Source organism: Pseudomonas sp. SWRI77 (assembly GCF_014269105.1).
In the GTDB taxonomy this organism is placed as follows: domain Bacteria; phylum Pseudomonadota; class Gammaproteobacteria; order Pseudomonadales; family Pseudomonadaceae; genus Aquipseudomonas; species Aquipseudomonas capeferrum.
The window spans coordinates 1-15,880 of record NZ_JABWRV010000026.1; the positions used below are offsets into that span (position 1 = coordinate 1).

General features: G+C 64.1%; 11 protein-coding genes. 5 read left to right on the forward strand and 6 right to left on the reverse strand.

Translation table 11 applies throughout. The annotated features are described in order from the left end of the window. Nucleotides 1-148: 148 nt before the first annotated feature. Nucleotides 149-1,462 (reverse strand): ATP-binding protein, encoded by a 1,314-nt coding sequence (locus HU766_RS21540; RefSeq protein ID WP_033703234.1) that lies wholly within the window; start codon nt 1,460-1,462, stop codon nt 149-151. A 13-nt stretch (nt 1,463-1,475) separates the two neighbouring features. Further along, nucleotides 1,476-2,216, reverse strand: a complete 741-nt coding sequence (ompR, locus tag HU766_RS21545; protein WP_033703235.1) for a two-component system response regulator OmpR — start codon at nt 2,214-2,216, stop codon at nt 1,476-1,478. 227 nt (nt 2,217-2,443) lie between these two features. On the opposite strand from ompR, the gene HU766_RS21550 reads away from it, so the two are divergent. The 5 genes from HU766_RS21550 (at nt 2,444) to HU766_RS21570 (ending at nt 12,763) form a co-directional block, all read left to right on the forward strand. Then, nucleotides 2,444-4,768: a Tex family protein gene (locus HU766_RS21550; RefSeq protein ID WP_033703236.1), complete on the forward strand. Its 2,325-nt coding sequence runs from the start codon at nt 2,444-2,446 to the stop codon at nt 4,766-4,768. Beyond that, entirely contained in the window at nt 4,768-5,151 is a 384-nt protein-coding gene (locus HU766_RS21555; protein WP_186660445.1) for a PaaI family thioesterase, read from the forward strand. The genes HU766_RS21550 and HU766_RS21555 overlap by 1 nt, the downstream gene beginning before the upstream one ends. A 153-nt stretch (nt 5,152-5,304) precedes the next feature. Further along, nucleotides 5,305-6,882, forward strand: coding sequence for a glutamate--cysteine ligase (gshA, locus tag HU766_RS21560; RefSeq protein ID WP_186660447.1), 1,578 nt, complete (start codon nt 5,305-5,307; stop codon nt 6,880-6,882). After that, complete coding sequence (locus tag HU766_RS21565) at nt 6,882-7,517, forward strand: TetR/AcrR family transcriptional regulator (protein WP_095064969.1); 636 nt, start codon at nt 6,882-6,884, stop codon at nt 7,515-7,517. The genes gshA and HU766_RS21565 overlap by 1 nt, the downstream gene beginning before the upstream one ends. A gap of 86 nt (nt 7,518-7,603) precedes the next feature. Then, complete coding sequence (locus HU766_RS21570) at nt 7,604-12,763, forward strand: DUF6543 domain-containing protein (RefSeq protein ID WP_186660449.1); 5,160 nt, start codon at nt 7,604-7,606, stop codon at nt 12,761-12,763. A gap of 78 nt (nt 12,764-12,841) precedes the next feature. Here the strand turns inward: HU766_RS21570 and HU766_RS21575 are convergent, their stop codons facing one another. Genes HU766_RS21575 through ssuD form a run of 4 tightly spaced genes read right to left on the reverse strand, consistent with a single transcriptional unit; the run spans nt 12,842 to nt 15,867 of the window. Beyond that, complete coding sequence (locus tag HU766_RS21575) at nt 12,842-13,057, reverse strand: molybdopterin-binding protein (RefSeq protein WP_008095172.1); 216 nt, start codon at nt 13,055-13,057, stop codon at nt 12,842-12,844. Nucleotides 13,058-13,101: 44 nt separating this feature from the next. After that, a complete protein-coding gene (gene ssuB / locus HU766_RS21580) occupies nt 13,102-13,914 on the reverse strand; it encodes an aliphatic sulfonates ABC transporter ATP-binding protein (protein WP_186660451.1) in 813 nt (270 codons plus the stop codon). After that, a complete protein-coding gene (gene ssuC, locus HU766_RS21585) occupies nt 13,911-14,708 on the reverse strand; it encodes an aliphatic sulfonate ABC transporter permease SsuC (protein WP_033703241.1) in 798 nt (265 codons plus the stop codon). Before ssuC ends, ssuB begins: the two co-directional genes overlap by 4 nt. 10 nt (nt 14,709-14,718) lie before the next feature. Beyond that, nucleotides 14,719-15,867, reverse strand: coding sequence for an FMNH2-dependent alkanesulfonate monooxygenase (gene ssuD / locus HU766_RS21590; protein ID WP_186660453.1), 1,149 nt, complete (start codon nt 15,865-15,867; stop codon nt 14,719-14,721). Nucleotides 15,868-15,880 lie beyond the last annotated feature (13 nt).

The following is a 15,880-nucleotide window of genomic DNA, read 5'->3' on the forward strand; positions in this document are numbered from 1 at the left end:
TGTTGGCCAGAAGCGAAAAGCTTCCTCGAATAGGCCTGATACATAGATGCAACCGGGTTCCAATGCTCAAAAGCAGCTAGACAATGTGGGCGAGTCCATACATAGGAGCGGGTTTGTGTCGCGATGGGCCGCAAAGCGGCCCCGGCAATCACACGGCATTACGCGGCAGCAAAAGCCCCAACGGCAACCTCACCCGCGCCTCGATCCCGCCACCGGACCGATTGCGCAGCTCCACATTGCCGCCATGCTGGGCCGCGATCCGCTTGACGATCGCCAGGCCCAACCCGGTGCCCTTGCCACCCCGGGCGCGGTCCCCACGAATGAACGGGTTGAAGATGGTCTCCAGCTCCGACTCGTCGATCCCCGTGCCCCGGTCCAGCACGCTGAGCACCACGTAAGGCGCGCTCTCGTCGCCCGAAACATAGGCGGCCACTTCGACCCCTTTGCCGGCATGGTGCAAGGCGTTGCCGATCAGGTTGCCCAGCATGCGCTTGAGCGAAACCCGCCGCAGCGGGAACGGCGGTATCGGCTCAAGGCACAGGCGTACCCGCTCGTGCGGCTGGTTGTACGGCGCCACCACTTCGCGCACCAGGTCGGCCAGGTCGACCTCCTCCACCGGCTCGTCACGGCCATCGCGGATGAACGCCAGGAACTGGTCGAGAATCGCGTCCATGTCCTCGATGTCGCGAACCATGTCATCGCTCAAGTCGTTGTCGCTGTCCAACAGCGAAAGCGACAGGCGCAGCCGCGTCAGCGGTGTACGCAGGTCGTGGGAAACCCCTGCCAGCATCAACTCACGCTCACGCCCTGCCTGCTCGACATCCTCGGCCATCTGGTTGAACGCACGGTACACCTCGGTCATTTCGCTGGGAGTGTCGCTGATCGGCAAGCGCACGCTACGCCCCTGGCCCAGTTGCCGGGCGGCGAACACCAAGCGCTTGAGCGGCTGGTTAAGCTGGCGTACGAATATCCAGGCCGACGCGGTGGACAGCAGGCCGATGGCCAGGAACCAGCCGAGCACGTTCCAGATCTTCTGCCCACGCAGCGGATGCGGGTACAACGGCACCTTGAGCCAGCCAGGGCCGAGGCTCGGCGCATTGACCCACAACGCCGGTGGCGCGTGGATGCGCAGACGTACCTCGGTGTCTTCGCCCAGCTCGGCCTGCATCTGCCGCTGGTAAATCTCGCTGTAAGGCCAGTGTTGCTCGCCTTCGGGTACCCCAGAGCCGGTCACCCGGATCAGCCCTGCGGCTTCGGCGATCTTGTCGCGGTTTTCTTCATCGGCAGCCCAATAGGCGCGCAAGGTCAGTGCCACACCATGGCTGTACTGACGGTCGACCAGCACATCCTCGTTCATCAGCAGATAAACGAGGGTCAGCGCCTTGGAAAACAGGACGACGATCAGCACCAGCCACAGCGTGCGGGCGAAGAAGCTTTGCGGAAACCACAGCGGCGTTTTCATCGACGGCAAGGCATCATTTGCCGGCGTTTCCGTCTGGTACGAAGACGTAGCCCACGCCCCAGACCGTCTGGATATAACGTGGCTTGGACGGGTCCGGCTCGATCATGCGGCGCAGGCGCGAGATCTGTACGTCGATGGAGCGCTCCAGGGCGTCCCATTCACGGCCACGGGCCAGGTTCATCAGCTTGTCGCGGGTCAGCGGTTCACGCGCATGCATGACCAGCGCCTTGAGCACGGCGAACTCACCGGTGGTGAGCATGTGCACTTCGTCGCCGCGCTTGAGCTCGCGGGTAGCCAGGGACAGCTCGTAATCACCGAAGGTGACCGATTCGTCCTCGCTGCCCGGGGCGCCGGGCACACTCGGCGCCTGGCGGCGCAGCACGGCCTTGACCCGGGCCATCAGCTCGTCGGGGTTGAACGGCTTACCCAGGTAATCGTCGGCGCCCAGCTCCAGCCCCTTGATGCGGCTGAGCTCGTCGCCCTTGGCGGTGAGCATGATGATCGGGATCTGGTTGTTCGACTGGCGCAGGCGCCTGCACGCGGTCAGGCCGTCCTCGCCAGGCAGCATCAGGTCGAGCACGACCAGGTTGAAGACCTCACGCGACAGCAGGCGGTCCATCTGCTCGGTATTGGGCACCGCGCGGGCACGGTAGCCCTTGCTGGTGAAGAAACGTTCCAGCAGGCTGCTCAGCCCGGGATCGTCGTCGACGATGAGAATCTTGTCACCTTCAGCGGTGTTTGCAGTGCCGGTCATGAATAACTCCTCTGGTATCGCCGCGCATTATGGCGTAGCCATTGCAACGCGTGCCGTGAGCATTGTTAGCAGATTTTTCCCCCAGCGCCAGTTCCGGGCCTCTCGGGCTGGCTTGGCGCCATCACCGCAAGCCGATCACGATGGGTATAATGCGCGGCTTTCATCCAGCGCCGTCAGGCTCCGAGCCCGCGCGCGGCCCCCGTATTCACAATTGTCAGGTGGTTTACATGGACAGCATCAACAGCCGTATCGCCGAGGAACTGGGCGTACGCCCACAACAGGTCGAAGCGGCCGTGGGCCTGTTGGACGAAGGCTCGACCGTGCCCTTCATCGCCCGTTACCGCAAGGAAGTGACCGGCAGCCTGGACGATACCCAGCTGCGCCACCTGGAAGAGCGCCTGCGCTACCTGCGCGAACTCGACGAGCGCCGCGCCAGCATCCTGTCCAGCATCGAGGAACAGGGCAAACTGACCCCGGAGCTGGCCCGCGAGATCAAGTTGGCCGACACCAAGACCCGCCTCGAAGACCTTTACCTGCCGTACAAGCAAAAGCGCCGCACCAAGGGCCAGATCGCCCTGGAAGCCGGCCTTGGCGAGCTGGCCGACGGCTTGTTCAACGACCCGCAGCTGGCCCCGGAAACCGAAGCGGCACGCTTCGTCGACGCCGAAAAAGGCGTGGCCGATGTCAAGGCGGCCCTGGAGGGCGCCAAATACATCCTCATGGAGCGCTTCGCCGAAGACGCCGCCCTGCTCGACAAGCTGCGCAACTTCCTCAAGCAGGAGGCCGTGCTCAGCGCCCGCGTGGTGGCCGGCAAGGAAGAAGAAGGCGCCAAGTTCCGCGACTACTTCGCCCATGACGAACTGCTGCGCAGCGCCCCGTCGCACCGTGCCCTGGCGATTTTCCGCGGGCGCAACGAAGGCATCCTCAGTGCCTCGTTGAAGGTCGGCGAAGAACTGCCCGGCACCCTGCACCCCTGCGAAGTCATGATCGGCGGCCACTTCGGCCTGGAAAACCGCAGCCGCCCGGCCGACAAGTGGCTGGCCGAGGTGGTGCGCTGGACCTGGAAGGTCAAGCTGTACACCCACCTGGAAACCGACCTGTTCGGTGAACTGCGCGACAACGCCGAGGGCGAGGCAATCAATGTCTTCGCCCACAACCTGCACGACCTGTTGCTGGCCGCCCCAGCCGGGCCGCGCGCCACCCTGGGCCTGGACCCGGGCCTGCGCACCGGCTGCAAGATCGCCGTGGTCGATGCCACCGGCAAGCTGCTGGACACCGCCACCGTCTACCCGCACGCACCGCGAAACGACTGGGACCGCACCCTCTCCGTGCTGGCCGCCCTGTGCGCCAAGCACTCGGTGGAGTTGGTGGCAATCGGCAACGGCACCGCCAGCCGCGAGAGCGACAAGCTGGTGGCCGAACTGGTCAAGAAATACCCGGCCCTGAAGGTCACCAAGGTCATGGTCTCCGAGGCTGGCGCTTCGGTGTACTCGGCCTCGGAACTGGCCGCCCGCGAATTCCCGGACCTGGACGTGTCGATCCGCGGCGCTGTTTCCATCGCCCGCCGCCTGCAGGACCCGTTGGCCGAACTGGTGAAGATCGACCCGAAATCCATCGGCGTCGGCCAGTACCAGCATGACGTGTCCCAGCTCAAGCTGGCCCGCGGCCTGGACGCGGTGGTCGAGGACTGCGTGAACGCCGTGGGGGTGGACGTCAATACCGCCTCGGTGGCGCTGCTGACCCGTATCTCGGGCCTCAACGCAACCCTGGCGCAGAACATCGTGGCGCACCGAGACGCCAACGGCCCGTTCGCCACCCGCGCAGCGCTGAAAAAGGTCAGCCGCCTGGGTGAAAAAACCTTCGAACAGGCCGCCGGCTTCCTTCGTGTAATGAACGGTGACAACCCGCTCGACGCCTCTGCCGTGCACCCGGAAGCCTACCCGCTGGTGCAGCGCATCGCCGCCGGCACCGACCGCGATATCCGCTCGCTGATCGGCGACAGCAGCTTCCTCAAGCGCCTCGACCCGAAGAAGTTCACCGACGAGACCTTCGGCCTGCCGACCGTCACCGACATTCTCCAGGAGCTGGACAAGCCCGGCCGCGACCCACGCCCTGAGTTCAAGACCGCGACCTTCCAGGACGGCGTCGAAGACCTCAAGGACCTGGAGCCCGGCATGATCCTCGAAGGCGTGGTCACCAACGTCACCAACTTCGGTGCCTTCGTCGACATTGGCGTGCATCAGGACGGCCTGGTGCACATCTCGGCGCTGTCGGAAAAGTTCGTCAAGGACCCGCGTGAAGCGGTCAAGGCCGGCGACGTGGTCAAGGTCAAGGTCATGGAAGTGGACATCCCGCGCAAGCGTGTCGGCCTGTCCATGCGCATGGGCGATACCCCGGGCGAGAAGGTCGAAGGCAACCGGGGTGGCGGCCGTGGCAACGGTGGCAATCGCCAGCAGCAGGCGCCACGCCCGCGTGAAACCACCACCGCAGCCCCGGCCAACAATGCCATGGCCTCGTTGTTCGCCAACGCCAAGCAACTGAAGAAGAAGTGATGGACGTCCCGCGCGAATACGTCGAAAGCGCCTTCAGCCAGTTGCTCGGCTGCCGCCTGCAACGCCTGGACACCGGCGTTGCCGAAGTGGCCCTGGCGCTTGCGCCGCAATTGCGCAACAGGGGGCAGAAACTGCACGGTGGGGCGATCTTCAGCCTGGTGGACATCGCCATGGGCCTGGCCTGCTCGGCCAGCCATGGCTTCGACCAGCAAAGCGTCACCATCGAATGCAAGATCAACTACATGCGCGCCGTCAGCGACGGCGAGGTCGTGTGCAGCGCCCGCGTATTGCACGCCGGGCGGCGCACCCTGGTGGTCGACGCCGACGTAGTCCAAGGCGACAAGCTGGTGGCCAAAGCGCAAGGAACCTTCGCGGTTCTCTAGCTCACCAAGCACTATCTGCGGTATTTTCAGCAGTGCGCTGGCACTGCTGGAACCGCGTAAACCAGGCGACAACGCCAGTTCCTTTCTCCCTACCCTTGTAGACCGTTATCTCCACCCCCATATTGGGGCGACTGACGCGTGAAGGAATCCATCTTGAGCGACCTCCTCAACCGCCGCCTGAGCCTGCTCGGCGCCAATCTTCCCCTGCTCAAGCAGTGCCTGCACGGTATTGAGCGAGAATGCCTGCGCGTGACCGATGAAGGTCGCCTGGCCCAGACGCCGCACCCGGAAGCGTTGGGTTCGGCGCTGACCAATGAGCAGATCACTACCGATTATTCCGAGTCGCTGCTGGAGTTCATCACCCCGGCCCTCGCAGACCCGGCCCAGGTGTTGGAGAACCTCGAAGAGATCCACCGCTTCGTCTACACCAAGCTGGGTGACGAGTACCTGTGGAGCCCGTCGATGCCCTGTGCGTTGCCGGCCGAGGAAGACATCCCGATCGCCGAATACGGCAGCTCCAACATCGGCAAGCTCAAGCACGTGTACCGCAAAGGCCTGGCCCTGCGCTACGGCCGCACCATGCAGTGCATCGCGGGCATCCATTACAACTTCTCGCTGCCAGAGACGCTGTGGCCCTTGCTGCGCGCAAGTGAAGGCAGCGAAGAAGACGCGCGCGACTATCAGTCGTCGGCCTACATCGCGCTGATCCGCAACTTCCGCCGCTACAGCTGGCTGCTGATGTACCTGTTCGGCGCCTCGCCGACACTGGACAAAGGCTTCCTGCGTGGCCGCCCGCACCAACTCGAAGAGCTGGACGCCGACACCCTGTTCCTGCCCTACGCCACCAGCCTGCGCATGAGTGACCTGGGTTACCAGAGCAACGCCCAGGCCGGCCTCACGCCCTGCTACAACAACCTGGCCAGCTACACCGACAGCCTGCGCAAGGCGGTGGGCACGCCCTACCCGCCCTACGTCGAGGTCGGTACCCACGTGGATGGCGAGTGGGTGCAACTGAACACCAACATCCTGCAGATCGAGAACGAGTACTACTCGAACATCCGCCCCAAGCGCGTCACCTACACCGGCGAGCGGCCGATCCAGGCCCTGACCTCCCGTGGCGTGCAGTACGTCGAAGTGCGCTGCCTGGACATCAACCCGTTCCTGCCCGTCGGCATCGACCTGCCCGAGGCGCGTTTCCTCGATGCATTCCTGCTGTTCTGCGCGCTTGAAGAAAGCCCGCAACTGGACAACGGCGAGTGCGGCCAGTGCACCAGCAACTTCCTGACCGTGGTCAAGGAAGGTCGCCGCCCTGGCCTGCAACTGCAGCGCGATGGCCAACCGATCGGTCTGCAGGCGTGGGCCGGCGAACTGATCACGCGCATTCGCGCGCTGGCCGACCTGCTCGACCAGGCACACGGCAGTGACGAGCACGCCAAGGCACTGGATGCCCAACAGGCCAAGGTCGACGACGCTTCGCTGACCCCATCGGCCCAAGTACTGGCGCGCATGACCGAACACGACGAGAGCTTTATCCAGTTCTCGCTGCGCCAGAGCCGTGTCCATGCCGAGAGCTTGCGCGAACAACCGTTGAGCAGCGCGCGCCAGCAGGCCTTCGAAACGCTCGCCCGCGAGTCCCTGGCCAAGCAGAGCGAGCTTGAACAGACCGAAGTCGGCGACTTCGACCTGTTCGTCGGTGCCTACCAGGCCAGCATCCTGGCGATCAGCAACTGATGAGCCGCACCGCCTCCCTTCGCAAGCCGCGCGCCAGCAGCCAGGCCAGGATCGAAGCGATCCTGGCGGCGGCTCGCGAGCTTCTGGCAGAGCAAGGGGTCGCGGGGCTGTCGATCTACAGCGTTGCCGAACGGGCACAAATCCCGCCTTCGTCGGTGTATCACTTCTTCGCCAGCGTGCCCGCCTTGCTCGAGGCGTTGACCGCCGATGTGCATCGGGCCTTTCGCGAAGCCCTAAGCGCCCCCATCGACAGCGCTGCGTTCAATACCTGGCACCAACTGTCACGGCTGATCGAGCAGCGCATGCTCGACATCTACAACGAAGACGCCGCAGCGCGCCAACTGATCCTTGCCCAGCATGGCCTGAGCGAAGTGGTGCAGGCTGACCGCCAGCACGACATGGAGCTGGGCGAGCTGATGCACAGGCTGTTCGACCAGCACTTCCAGCTGCCAACAATGCCGACCGATGTGGATGTGTTTGCCTTGGCCATGGAATTGAGCGACCGGGTGTATGCCCGCTCGATGCAGCTGCATGAACAGATCACCCCGCGTATGGCCGAGGAAGGCATGCGGGTATTCGAAGCGTATCTGGGGCTCTACCTGCCGCCGTTCCTGGGAAAACGCCACACACACTGAACGAGCAACATGTAACGCAGTTCGCCTCCGATCGAACGTTGAAATGGGCGCTCCTCTCCAGCACTCAGCCAACGTGGATCACGACCATGCCTCATTCTTTCGACTTGTCAGCCGACACCACGCCCATCGGCCTGGACGACTTCGCCAGCCCCCTGCCCCTGCCCACCACCCCCTGGATTATCGCCGGACGCGGTAATGCCCTCGGCAAGGCCGACCTGCGACGACGCCAGGCGGTCAAGGCACTGAATAGCGTGTTCAACCAGGCGCAGCTGCAGCCTTCACCTGGGCACGCCAGCTACTGGGACGCACGTATGCCCGGGCAGTCGATAGCACGCAGGGCCTTTGCCGAGCAGCAGTTGCACGCGCATTTCCAGAGCGCGCTGGAGCTCAACTACGGGCTTGACCGAATCGCAACGAAGGCCTGGAAGCTGGGCCAGCTGGACAGCAGCAGCCGGTATGCGCAACTGCACTGGCATCAGCCAGGCATCCCCGTAGGGGCCTGCCCCACTGCGCTACTGATCACGCCCGCGGGCGATGACGAGCCCTGGCTGCTGTACCGGCCCGACGGCCACAACCCGGTACGCGCCTTCCACAGCGAAGCGGCCCTGCTGCAGTGGGCCCACGAGCATCGGGACCGCCTGTGGCGCACCCCGCCCACCGCGCTGGCCAGCGACAGCGACAGCACGTTCATCGCCGTCATCGCGCTCCCGGGTGATGGCTTCGCCGGCCTGCTCAACAGCCTGCTGACCGGCCAGGGCATGCAACTGCAGGTCGAGCTGCCCGACGCATTGAGCGAGGAGCTGGCTCGGCTGGTCAGTGCCGATGAAGCGTTGGCGGAGGACGAGGTGCATTTCGATTCACTCGACGAACGCTTGCCACTCGGCTGGCGCAAGCAGCGCATCGACCGCCAGGAACAGCTGCTGGCCGCCTACCTGGGCAGCGATACCGGGCCAGGCTCTGCACGCCTGGCGGAGCTGCAGGCCCAGCAAGCCAAGCTCGATGCCCAGGACGCCCTACTGCAACAAGTGCTGGCTGCGCTTCCCGAGTCGCCCACGCCGGAAACCTGGGGGCAAATGCACGGCGAAAACAGTAGGTTCGAACACCTCAGCCAGCACTTTGCAAAGGCCTTGCTGCTGGAGGCCGAGTTCCAACAACACTTGGGGGACCTGAGCGAATCGCGCCTGCAATGGGTTCGCCAACTGGTGGAGCGGCCAAACCCCAGCCTGCAACGGCAGGTCGTGCCCAGCGCTCTGAAACTGGTGGTGGGCCCTCGCAGTTGGGCCCTGACGGGCTTCATCACCCTCCGGGCGATACCCCAGGACGCCACGGGTGAAGCAGACAGCGCCTTGCTGCTCTACAAACCCGGGCACGACGGTGGCCTGGCCTGTTACCCGGACCAGGCCCAACTGGCCGAACGACTGCTGAACACGTTGCAGGGCGCCTGGCCAGAAGTGCTGCTGGAAAGCGTCTGGCCGCAGGACATCGATGCGCTCCTTGAGCTGATCGACAGCGGCGAGCACATACCAGCCCTGATCAGCGAACCCATCACCACCCACGCTTTCGATTACCTGGCCTCGACCCACGTGGCCCTGCTGACCCAGGCCGCCCCCTCGTCGCGCCTGCAACTGCGCTGGAAACTGGGCGCCAGCAACAACGCCGCCAGGATCCAGGCGTTCGAACGGCTGGCCGAGCGTAACCGCACTGCCAACCTGCACACCCGCCTGCATTCACTGAGCCACCTTGATGCGCCCCAGCGCGAGGCACTGGCGGCGCAGTTCGACGCATTGCGCGTCAGCATGCTGGCTGCCAGCGGCTTACTGGCGAGGGACCTGCCTGAGCGCGGGGCGTTTTCACGCAACCTGATGAACGGGCACCTGCGCCAGTCACTCGGCCTGACGACGCTGCCCCAAGTCACCCTGGACATCGCCGACCGCACAGGCAAGCAGCGTATCCCGCTGCCGGAGTCCGGCTTCGCCAATGCCTACAAAGAGGTCACGACGTTCAGTGCCGAACGTAGCCACGTGCCCCTTGAGCAATTTCTGCTGTGGGCATTGGACGACGACCTGACCTTGCGCCTGGCCAACGCCAACATCGTAATCGAAGACACGACGGCGACGCCTGACCTGCAACAAAAGCTCAACCACAGCTACATTGCCACCCTGGTGCAGACACTGGATGTGGCTGGCGCCTACGAGCAGCAGATACGCGATACCTTCAAGGGCAACGCGGAGCAATCCGACTGGCAGGCACAATGGCGCCAGGAAACGCTCCGCGGGCCCTTCGAGCACCAGTTGAAGATCCTGCTGTTGAGCCGGCCCGATACCCTGGATGCACACGGCATGGAGGTATTCGAGCTGTTCTGCCGCGAACAGCAGGGCACCACGCTTACCCGCACCATCGATCACCATGCACTCGACCTGCGGCCTGGCGTAGCTGCGGACGGTAGCAGCGACCGCGTGACGCTTTCAGACATCTTCCTGCTCAAGCCGGCGAGCGGGCCGTGCCTGCTGTTGCTACCCGATGCCCCCAACGGCAAGGTCATCAGCCACTACGAAAACAGCGAGCAGGCATGCCAGGCGCTGGAGGACATGGCCATCGACGAGGCCATGCGCACCTACCTCGCCAGCCGCCCGCTGGAAGGTGACACACGCACGCACCTGTCCTATATCAACCAGGCGCTGCTAAAGCGGTTCACCGGTTTCATCGGCGTGGGTAATGCCCGTTCAGAGCCGATCGCCCAGGTGCGAGCCAACCTGCAGATGGGCCGGCTGATCCTCGAACACCGCGCCTCGTCGCGCAGCCAGGTCGACCTGTACCTGGAAAGCGAGGCGATGCGCCACGGGCGGGTATACGACTACCTCAAACTGGCGCTGGGCTTCGTGCCCGGCGTAGGTACCGCGATTGCCCTCTACGATGGCTGGAGCGCCGCCAATGCCAGCGTCGAGGCATTTCTGCGGAGTGACCCTGGCGAGGGGGTCGAGCACCTGAACAGCGTGTTCCTGTCGTTGGTCGATGCGCTCTTCGATGTGGTGCCTGCCGCCTCTGTGTCGCGCTCGTCCACTGCACTTGCACGCACCCGCACCCACTTGCGCCAGCGCCTCGAAGGGTTGCGGCCCACCACCGTGACCCGCCGGGGGCGCACCGACCCCTTCAGCGGTTATGAAACCGAAGCGCCCTCGGGCCACTGGCGCGACCACCCCGAGGTTCACGGCAAGGGTGTCAACCGGCATGCCGAGACCGGCAACGACTTCATCGTCAGCCAGGGGCTGCACTATCAGGTCGAGTGGGACGCGACCTATCGCACCTGGCGCCTCAAGGGCAGCGCAGCACGCAGCTACAAGCAGCCTGTGAAGCTCGACGAGCTGGGCTCCTGGCAGCCCCACGGCAGCCTGAGCGGGCGTATCGTCGACGGTGGGCTGGCAGGCGGTGGCGCCTACCTCGGCAGGCTGTACCAGCAGGGCTGGCAGCACCTGCGCGGCTACCTTGGCCGGCAGCCCGCGTTGCTATCGCCTAGGCAGGTGGTGCAAGACATCGAAAATGGCCGCGTTGCACACCAAGCCCGTCTCACCGAAAAAGTCTCGGCCTGGAACACCGCACGCGGAGTTGGCCCCAATGGCCCTCAAGGCACACCGGCGCCGTTGCCCGCCATCAGGCAGGCGCTACAGGAGTCCATCGAGCAATTGGAAGCCTTCGTGACATTTCATGAGCAAAGCCTGGAGCGACTGCACAGAATCAAGCCACAGCTGGGTCGCCACTACCAAGGCATGCACAACCAAATGGCCTATAACCTGGGCAGGCAGCACCCCACCTTGATCGTACAACTCAATCTGCGGATGCAGGATGAATACACCCGGATCAAACAGCTCGAACAAGCCTTGGACGCCGCCAGCGACAACTCCTTTGAGCTCCTGCGGCAGATGAGGGGTGCTCAGGAGCGCTTCTGCCACACACTCGGCAAGCTGGAATACGAATTCCATCGAGTGGCAAGGGTCACCCAAAAACTGCGCGGCAATGAGCTCACCGTCTACCAACAAACACTCGATAGACTGCAGATGCCGATGCACCCTCATGAGTACCGAACCGTAAGACTGGCCATCGAACTGAGCCACATCGTCCCGCTGCCAAGCCGGCCAAGCTATGACTACCTGTTGATGCAACGTCAGGTGAGGCAGGAAATCACCGACCTGAGGAGCCTGTTGTTCAGCCATCAAGATCTGGCGACTGCGGGCCTGAGCCGCACCCAGGAGCACCGCTTCCTGCGCCAGCTCAAAGACCGCTATCAGCGCTTTGGCAACTACATGACCAGTTGGCAGGACGACTTCCCTGATTACATCACACCGCAAAGCACCCAGCGAATGCGCCATTCGTTGGCCCAACTGATCGCCGAAGTCGAGGCAGGCATCGACGCCTCAGCCCCCATCACGCGAAAGCCAAACCGTCATCGCGGGCCGAGCAGGCCCCGTCTGTTCGAAACCGTGGACCAACAGTTGTTGATAGGCAGTGAGATCACCATCGACGGCCAGCCGCAGATGCAGGTCAGCAACAGACTGAACCAGGAAACACACATCACCTTCACCCGTACCGCCGATAACTTGTGGCAACCCAGAAGTGTGCAGCCTGCCGCGGCCGCAGCCGACCTGATGGTACTGGTGGCCGCCGCGCGCAAGCGATTGGGCAATGTCGCCGCGCAGCAAGCCAAGCTACAGCAGTACAAGGCCCTGAACATGGCCCCTGCCAGCCTGCAAGACCTGGCCATTGGTTATGCCACGACGCTGGAGGACCTGGCGCGGGACATCGCCCGCCGGGGAGGGAGCGCGCTGACCGAGGCTCAGCGCCAGCTTACAGGCAGTGTCGAACAGGCTGCAGGCGAACTGCGCAGGGTGGGTCGGCAATTGCGCATCGACCAGACCAAAGCCACACAGCGCCCTGAGCCTGGTCATCTGGATTACCTGCAAAGCCAAGGTGAGGTGCGGATCGGTTGGTCACGCGTGCTGGAGCCGGCCAAGAACAGGCAGGGCCAAGCTATCGAGTATCTGGAGGAGTACCGCATCGACGATGCGGCCACTAGCAGCCCTCTGTGGTATGCGCACTTCCACTTCAAGCGCAGGCCAGCACAAGGCTTTGCACGGCTCGAGGCCGGTCACATCAAGCTTGCCCACGAACGCAATCTGGGCGCGGGCGCCTGGCGCGGCGCCCTCACGGAAAGCCAGGCCAACAAACTGTTTGGCGGGTTGCGACCCGCTTAGGGCTAAAGGGTACGGGCCGCCTGGCGGCCCATTCGCGGATCAAGCCCGCGACTGGGTCGCACAGCGCCGCCACTGCCATTACAGCTTGGCGATGGACACTTCGGTGGATTTGACGAACGCGATCACTTCACTGCCCACCTGCAGCTCCAACTCTTTGACCGAGCGGGTGGTGATCACCGAAGTGACGATGCCGGAGGCAGTCTGTACGTCGATTTCCGACAGTACCGGGCCTTCGAGGATTTCCTTCACGGTGCCTTTGAACTGGTTGCGGACGTTGATGGCTTTGATAGTCATGGCTTGATTCCTTCTCTTCGGCTTCAGTGAGGTAAGTGGGTCATTCAGTGCGCCCAACGCAGTTGCGTGGGCAAAGGGGCTACAGGGTCCGGCTCGGGCGCAGTGCCCGGTACCGACAGAACACGGTTGAGCACTTCGCTTTCCAGCGCCGCCAAGCGGTGCGAACCCCGCGCCCTTGGCCGGGCCAGGTCAACAGTGAGGTCGAGCCCGACCTCGCCGTCTTCGATCAAAATCACCCGGTCAGCCACGGCAACCGCTTCGCTGACATCGTGGGTAACCAGCAATACGGTAAAACCGTGCTGACGCCAGAGGCGTTCGATCAGTTGCTGCATCTCGATACGGGTCAGCGCATCCAGGGCTCCCAGCGGCTCATCGAGCAGCAACAGGCGAGGCTGGTGGATCAGTGCCCGGGCCAGCGCTACACGCTGCTTCTGGCCGCCGGAAAGTGCCGCCGGCCATTCATTGGCGCGGTCAGCCAGGCCAACCGCCTCCAATGCGTCCAGCGCACGCGGGCGCCAGTTGCCAGACAGGCCCAGGCCGACGTTGTCGATCACCTTCTTCCACGGCAGCAGCCGAGCGTCCTGGAACATCAGCCGCGTTTCCTCGCGGGCTTCGGCCAACGGCGCAGCACCGGCCAGCAGTTGACCGGCGCTTGGCTGGTCGAGCCCGGCCAGCAAGCGCAACAAGGTGCTCTTGCCGCAGCCGCTGCGGCCGACGATGGCGACGAACTGGCCGGCCGGGATGTGCAGGTCGATGCCTTTGAGCACTTCACGCTGGCCAAAGGTCTTGCGCAGGCCGTTGGATGCCAGGGGGATGCCACGCAGCAGGCGTGGCGGCTGTTCCTTGAGCACGGTCATGCGCCCTCCTTCCTGGCAACTTGATAAGCCGGGTGCCAGCGCAGCCAGACGCGCTCCAGGCCGCGGGCGGCGAGGTCGGCCAACTTGCCAAGCACGGCGTACAGAACGATGGCCAAAACCACCACGTCGGTCTGCAGGAACTCACGGGCGTTCATCGCCAGGTAACCGATGCCGGCATTGGCCGAAATGGTTTCTGCCACGATCAGGGTCAGCCACATGAAGCCCAGGGCAAAGCGCACGCCGACCAGAATCGAGGGCAGCGCACCGGGCAAGATCACCTGGCGGAACAGGCCGAAACCGGACAGGCCATAGCTGCGCGCCATCTCCACCAGCGCCGGGTCAACGTTGCGGATACCGTGGTAGGTGTTGAGGTAGATCGGAAACAGCGTGCCCAGGGCGACCAGGAAGATCTTTGCCGACTCGTCGATACCGAACCACAGGATCACCAGTGGGATCAGCGCCAGGTGCGGCACGTTGCGGATCATCTGCACCGAGCTGTCGAGCAGGCGTTCGCCCCAGTTCGACAGGCCAGTGATAAAGCCCAGCACCAGGCCGATGCTGCCGCCAATGACGAAACCAAGCCCGGCACGCCAGCCACTGATAGCCAGGTGGGTCCAGATCTCGCCGCTGCGCACCAGCTCGACACCCGCGCTGACCACCGCGCTGGGTGCCGGCAGGATGCGGGTCGACAGCCAGCCCGCGCTGACCGCCAACTGCCAGGCTGCCAGCAGCAGTACCGGCAGGGCCCACGGCGCCAGGCGCTGAGCCAGGGTGGAAGAAGTTGCACGACTCATGGTCCGGCCCTCAGCTCTGCGACACGGACTTGGGCAGGATGTCGTTGGCCACCATCTCGCCGAACGGGCTCACGTAACCACCGGCTTTCGGTTGCTCCGGGCGCTGCACGTCGAGATGCGGGAACAACAGCTCGGCCACGCGGTAGGACTCTTCCAGGTGTGGGTAACCCGAGAAGATGAACGTATCGATGCCCAGCTCGGCGTATTCCTTGACCCGGGCCGCCACGGTCGGGCCATCGCCGACCAACGCAGTACCGGCACCACCACGCACCAGGCCGACACCCGCCCACAGGTTGGGGCTGACTTCCAGGTTGTCGCGATTGCCGCCATGCAGGGCTGCCATGCGCTGCTGGCCAACCGAATCGAAGCGCGCCAGCGAGGCCTGGGCACGGGCGATGGTGTCATCGTCCAGGTGCGAAATCAGGCGGCCGGCTGCGGCCCAGGCTTCTTCGTTGGTTTCACGCACGATCACGTGCAGGCGGATGCCAAAGCGTACTTCACGGCCTTGAGCGGCAGCCTTTTCGCGCACCTGGGCGATTTTTTCAGCCACGGCGGCAGGTGGCTCGCCCCAGGTCAGGTACAGCTCGACCTGCTCGGCAGCCAGGTCCTGGGCCGCTTCGGACGAACCGCCGAAATACAGCGGCGGGCGTGGTTGCTGAATCGGCGGGTACAGCAGCTTGGCACCCTTTACCTGAATGTGCTTACCGTCGTAATCGACGCTTTCGCCTTCCAGCACCTTGCGCCAGATGCGAGTGAACTCGACCGAGGCTTCGTAGCGTTCTTCATGGCTCAGGTGCAGGCCGTCACCGGCCAGTTCGTCCGGGTCGCCCCCGGTCACCAGGTTGAACAGTGCACGGCCATTGGACAAGCGGTCCAGGGTCGCGGCCTGACGCGCCGCCACGGTCGGCGAAATGATGCCGGGGCGCAGGGCAACCAGAAATTTCAGATGCTGGGTCACTGGAATCAGCGACGCTGCCACCAGCCAGGAATCCTCGCAAGAACGCCCGGTAGGGATCAGCACCCCACCAAAACCGAGGCGGTCGGCAGCTTGGGCAATCTGCTGCAGGTAGCCATGGTCGACTGCGCGCGCGCCGTCGGACGTGCCCAGGTACTTGCCGTCACCATGGGTCGGGAGGAACCAGAAAATGTTAAGGCTCATTGGAGTTGTCTCC

Bases quoted from the DNA above. Each gene is read 5' to 3' on its own strand.
- HU766_RS21540 (WP_033703234.1), bottom strand. From the start codon at position 1,462: ATGAAAACGCCGCTGTGGTTTCCGCAAAGCTTCTTCGCCCGCACGCTG.
- ompR (WP_033703235.1), bottom strand. From the start codon at position 2,216: ATGACCGGCACTGCAAACACCGCTGAAGGTGACAAGATTCTCATCGTC.
- HU766_RS21550 (WP_033703236.1), top strand. From the start codon at position 2,444: ATGGACAGCATCAACAGCCGTATCGCCGAGGAACTGGGCGTACGCCCA.
- HU766_RS21555 (WP_186660445.1), top strand. From the start codon at position 4,768: ATGGACGTCCCGCGCGAATACGTCGAAAGCGCCTTCAGCCAGTTGCTC.
- HU766_RS21565 (WP_095064969.1), top strand. From the start codon at position 6,882: ATGAGCCGCACCGCCTCCCTTCGCAAGCCGCGCGCCAGCAGCCAGGCC.
- HU766_RS21570 (WP_186660449.1), top strand. From the start codon at position 7,604: ATGCCTCATTCTTTCGACTTGTCAGCCGACACCACGCCCATCGGCCTG.
- HU766_RS21575 (WP_008095172.1), bottom strand. From the start codon at position 13,057: ATGACTATCAAAGCCATCAACGTCCGCAACCAGTTCAAAGGCACCGTG.
- ssuB (WP_186660451.1), bottom strand. From the start codon at position 13,914: ATGACCGTGCTCAAGGAACAGCCGCCACGCCTGCTGCGTGGCATCCCC.
- ssuC (WP_033703241.1), bottom strand. From the start codon at position 14,708: ATGAGTCGTGCAACTTCTTCCACCCTGGCTCAGCGCCTGGCGCCGTGG.
- ssuD (WP_186660453.1), bottom strand. From the start codon at position 15,867: ATGAGCCTTAACATTTTCTGGTTCCTCCCGACCCATGGTGACGGCAAG.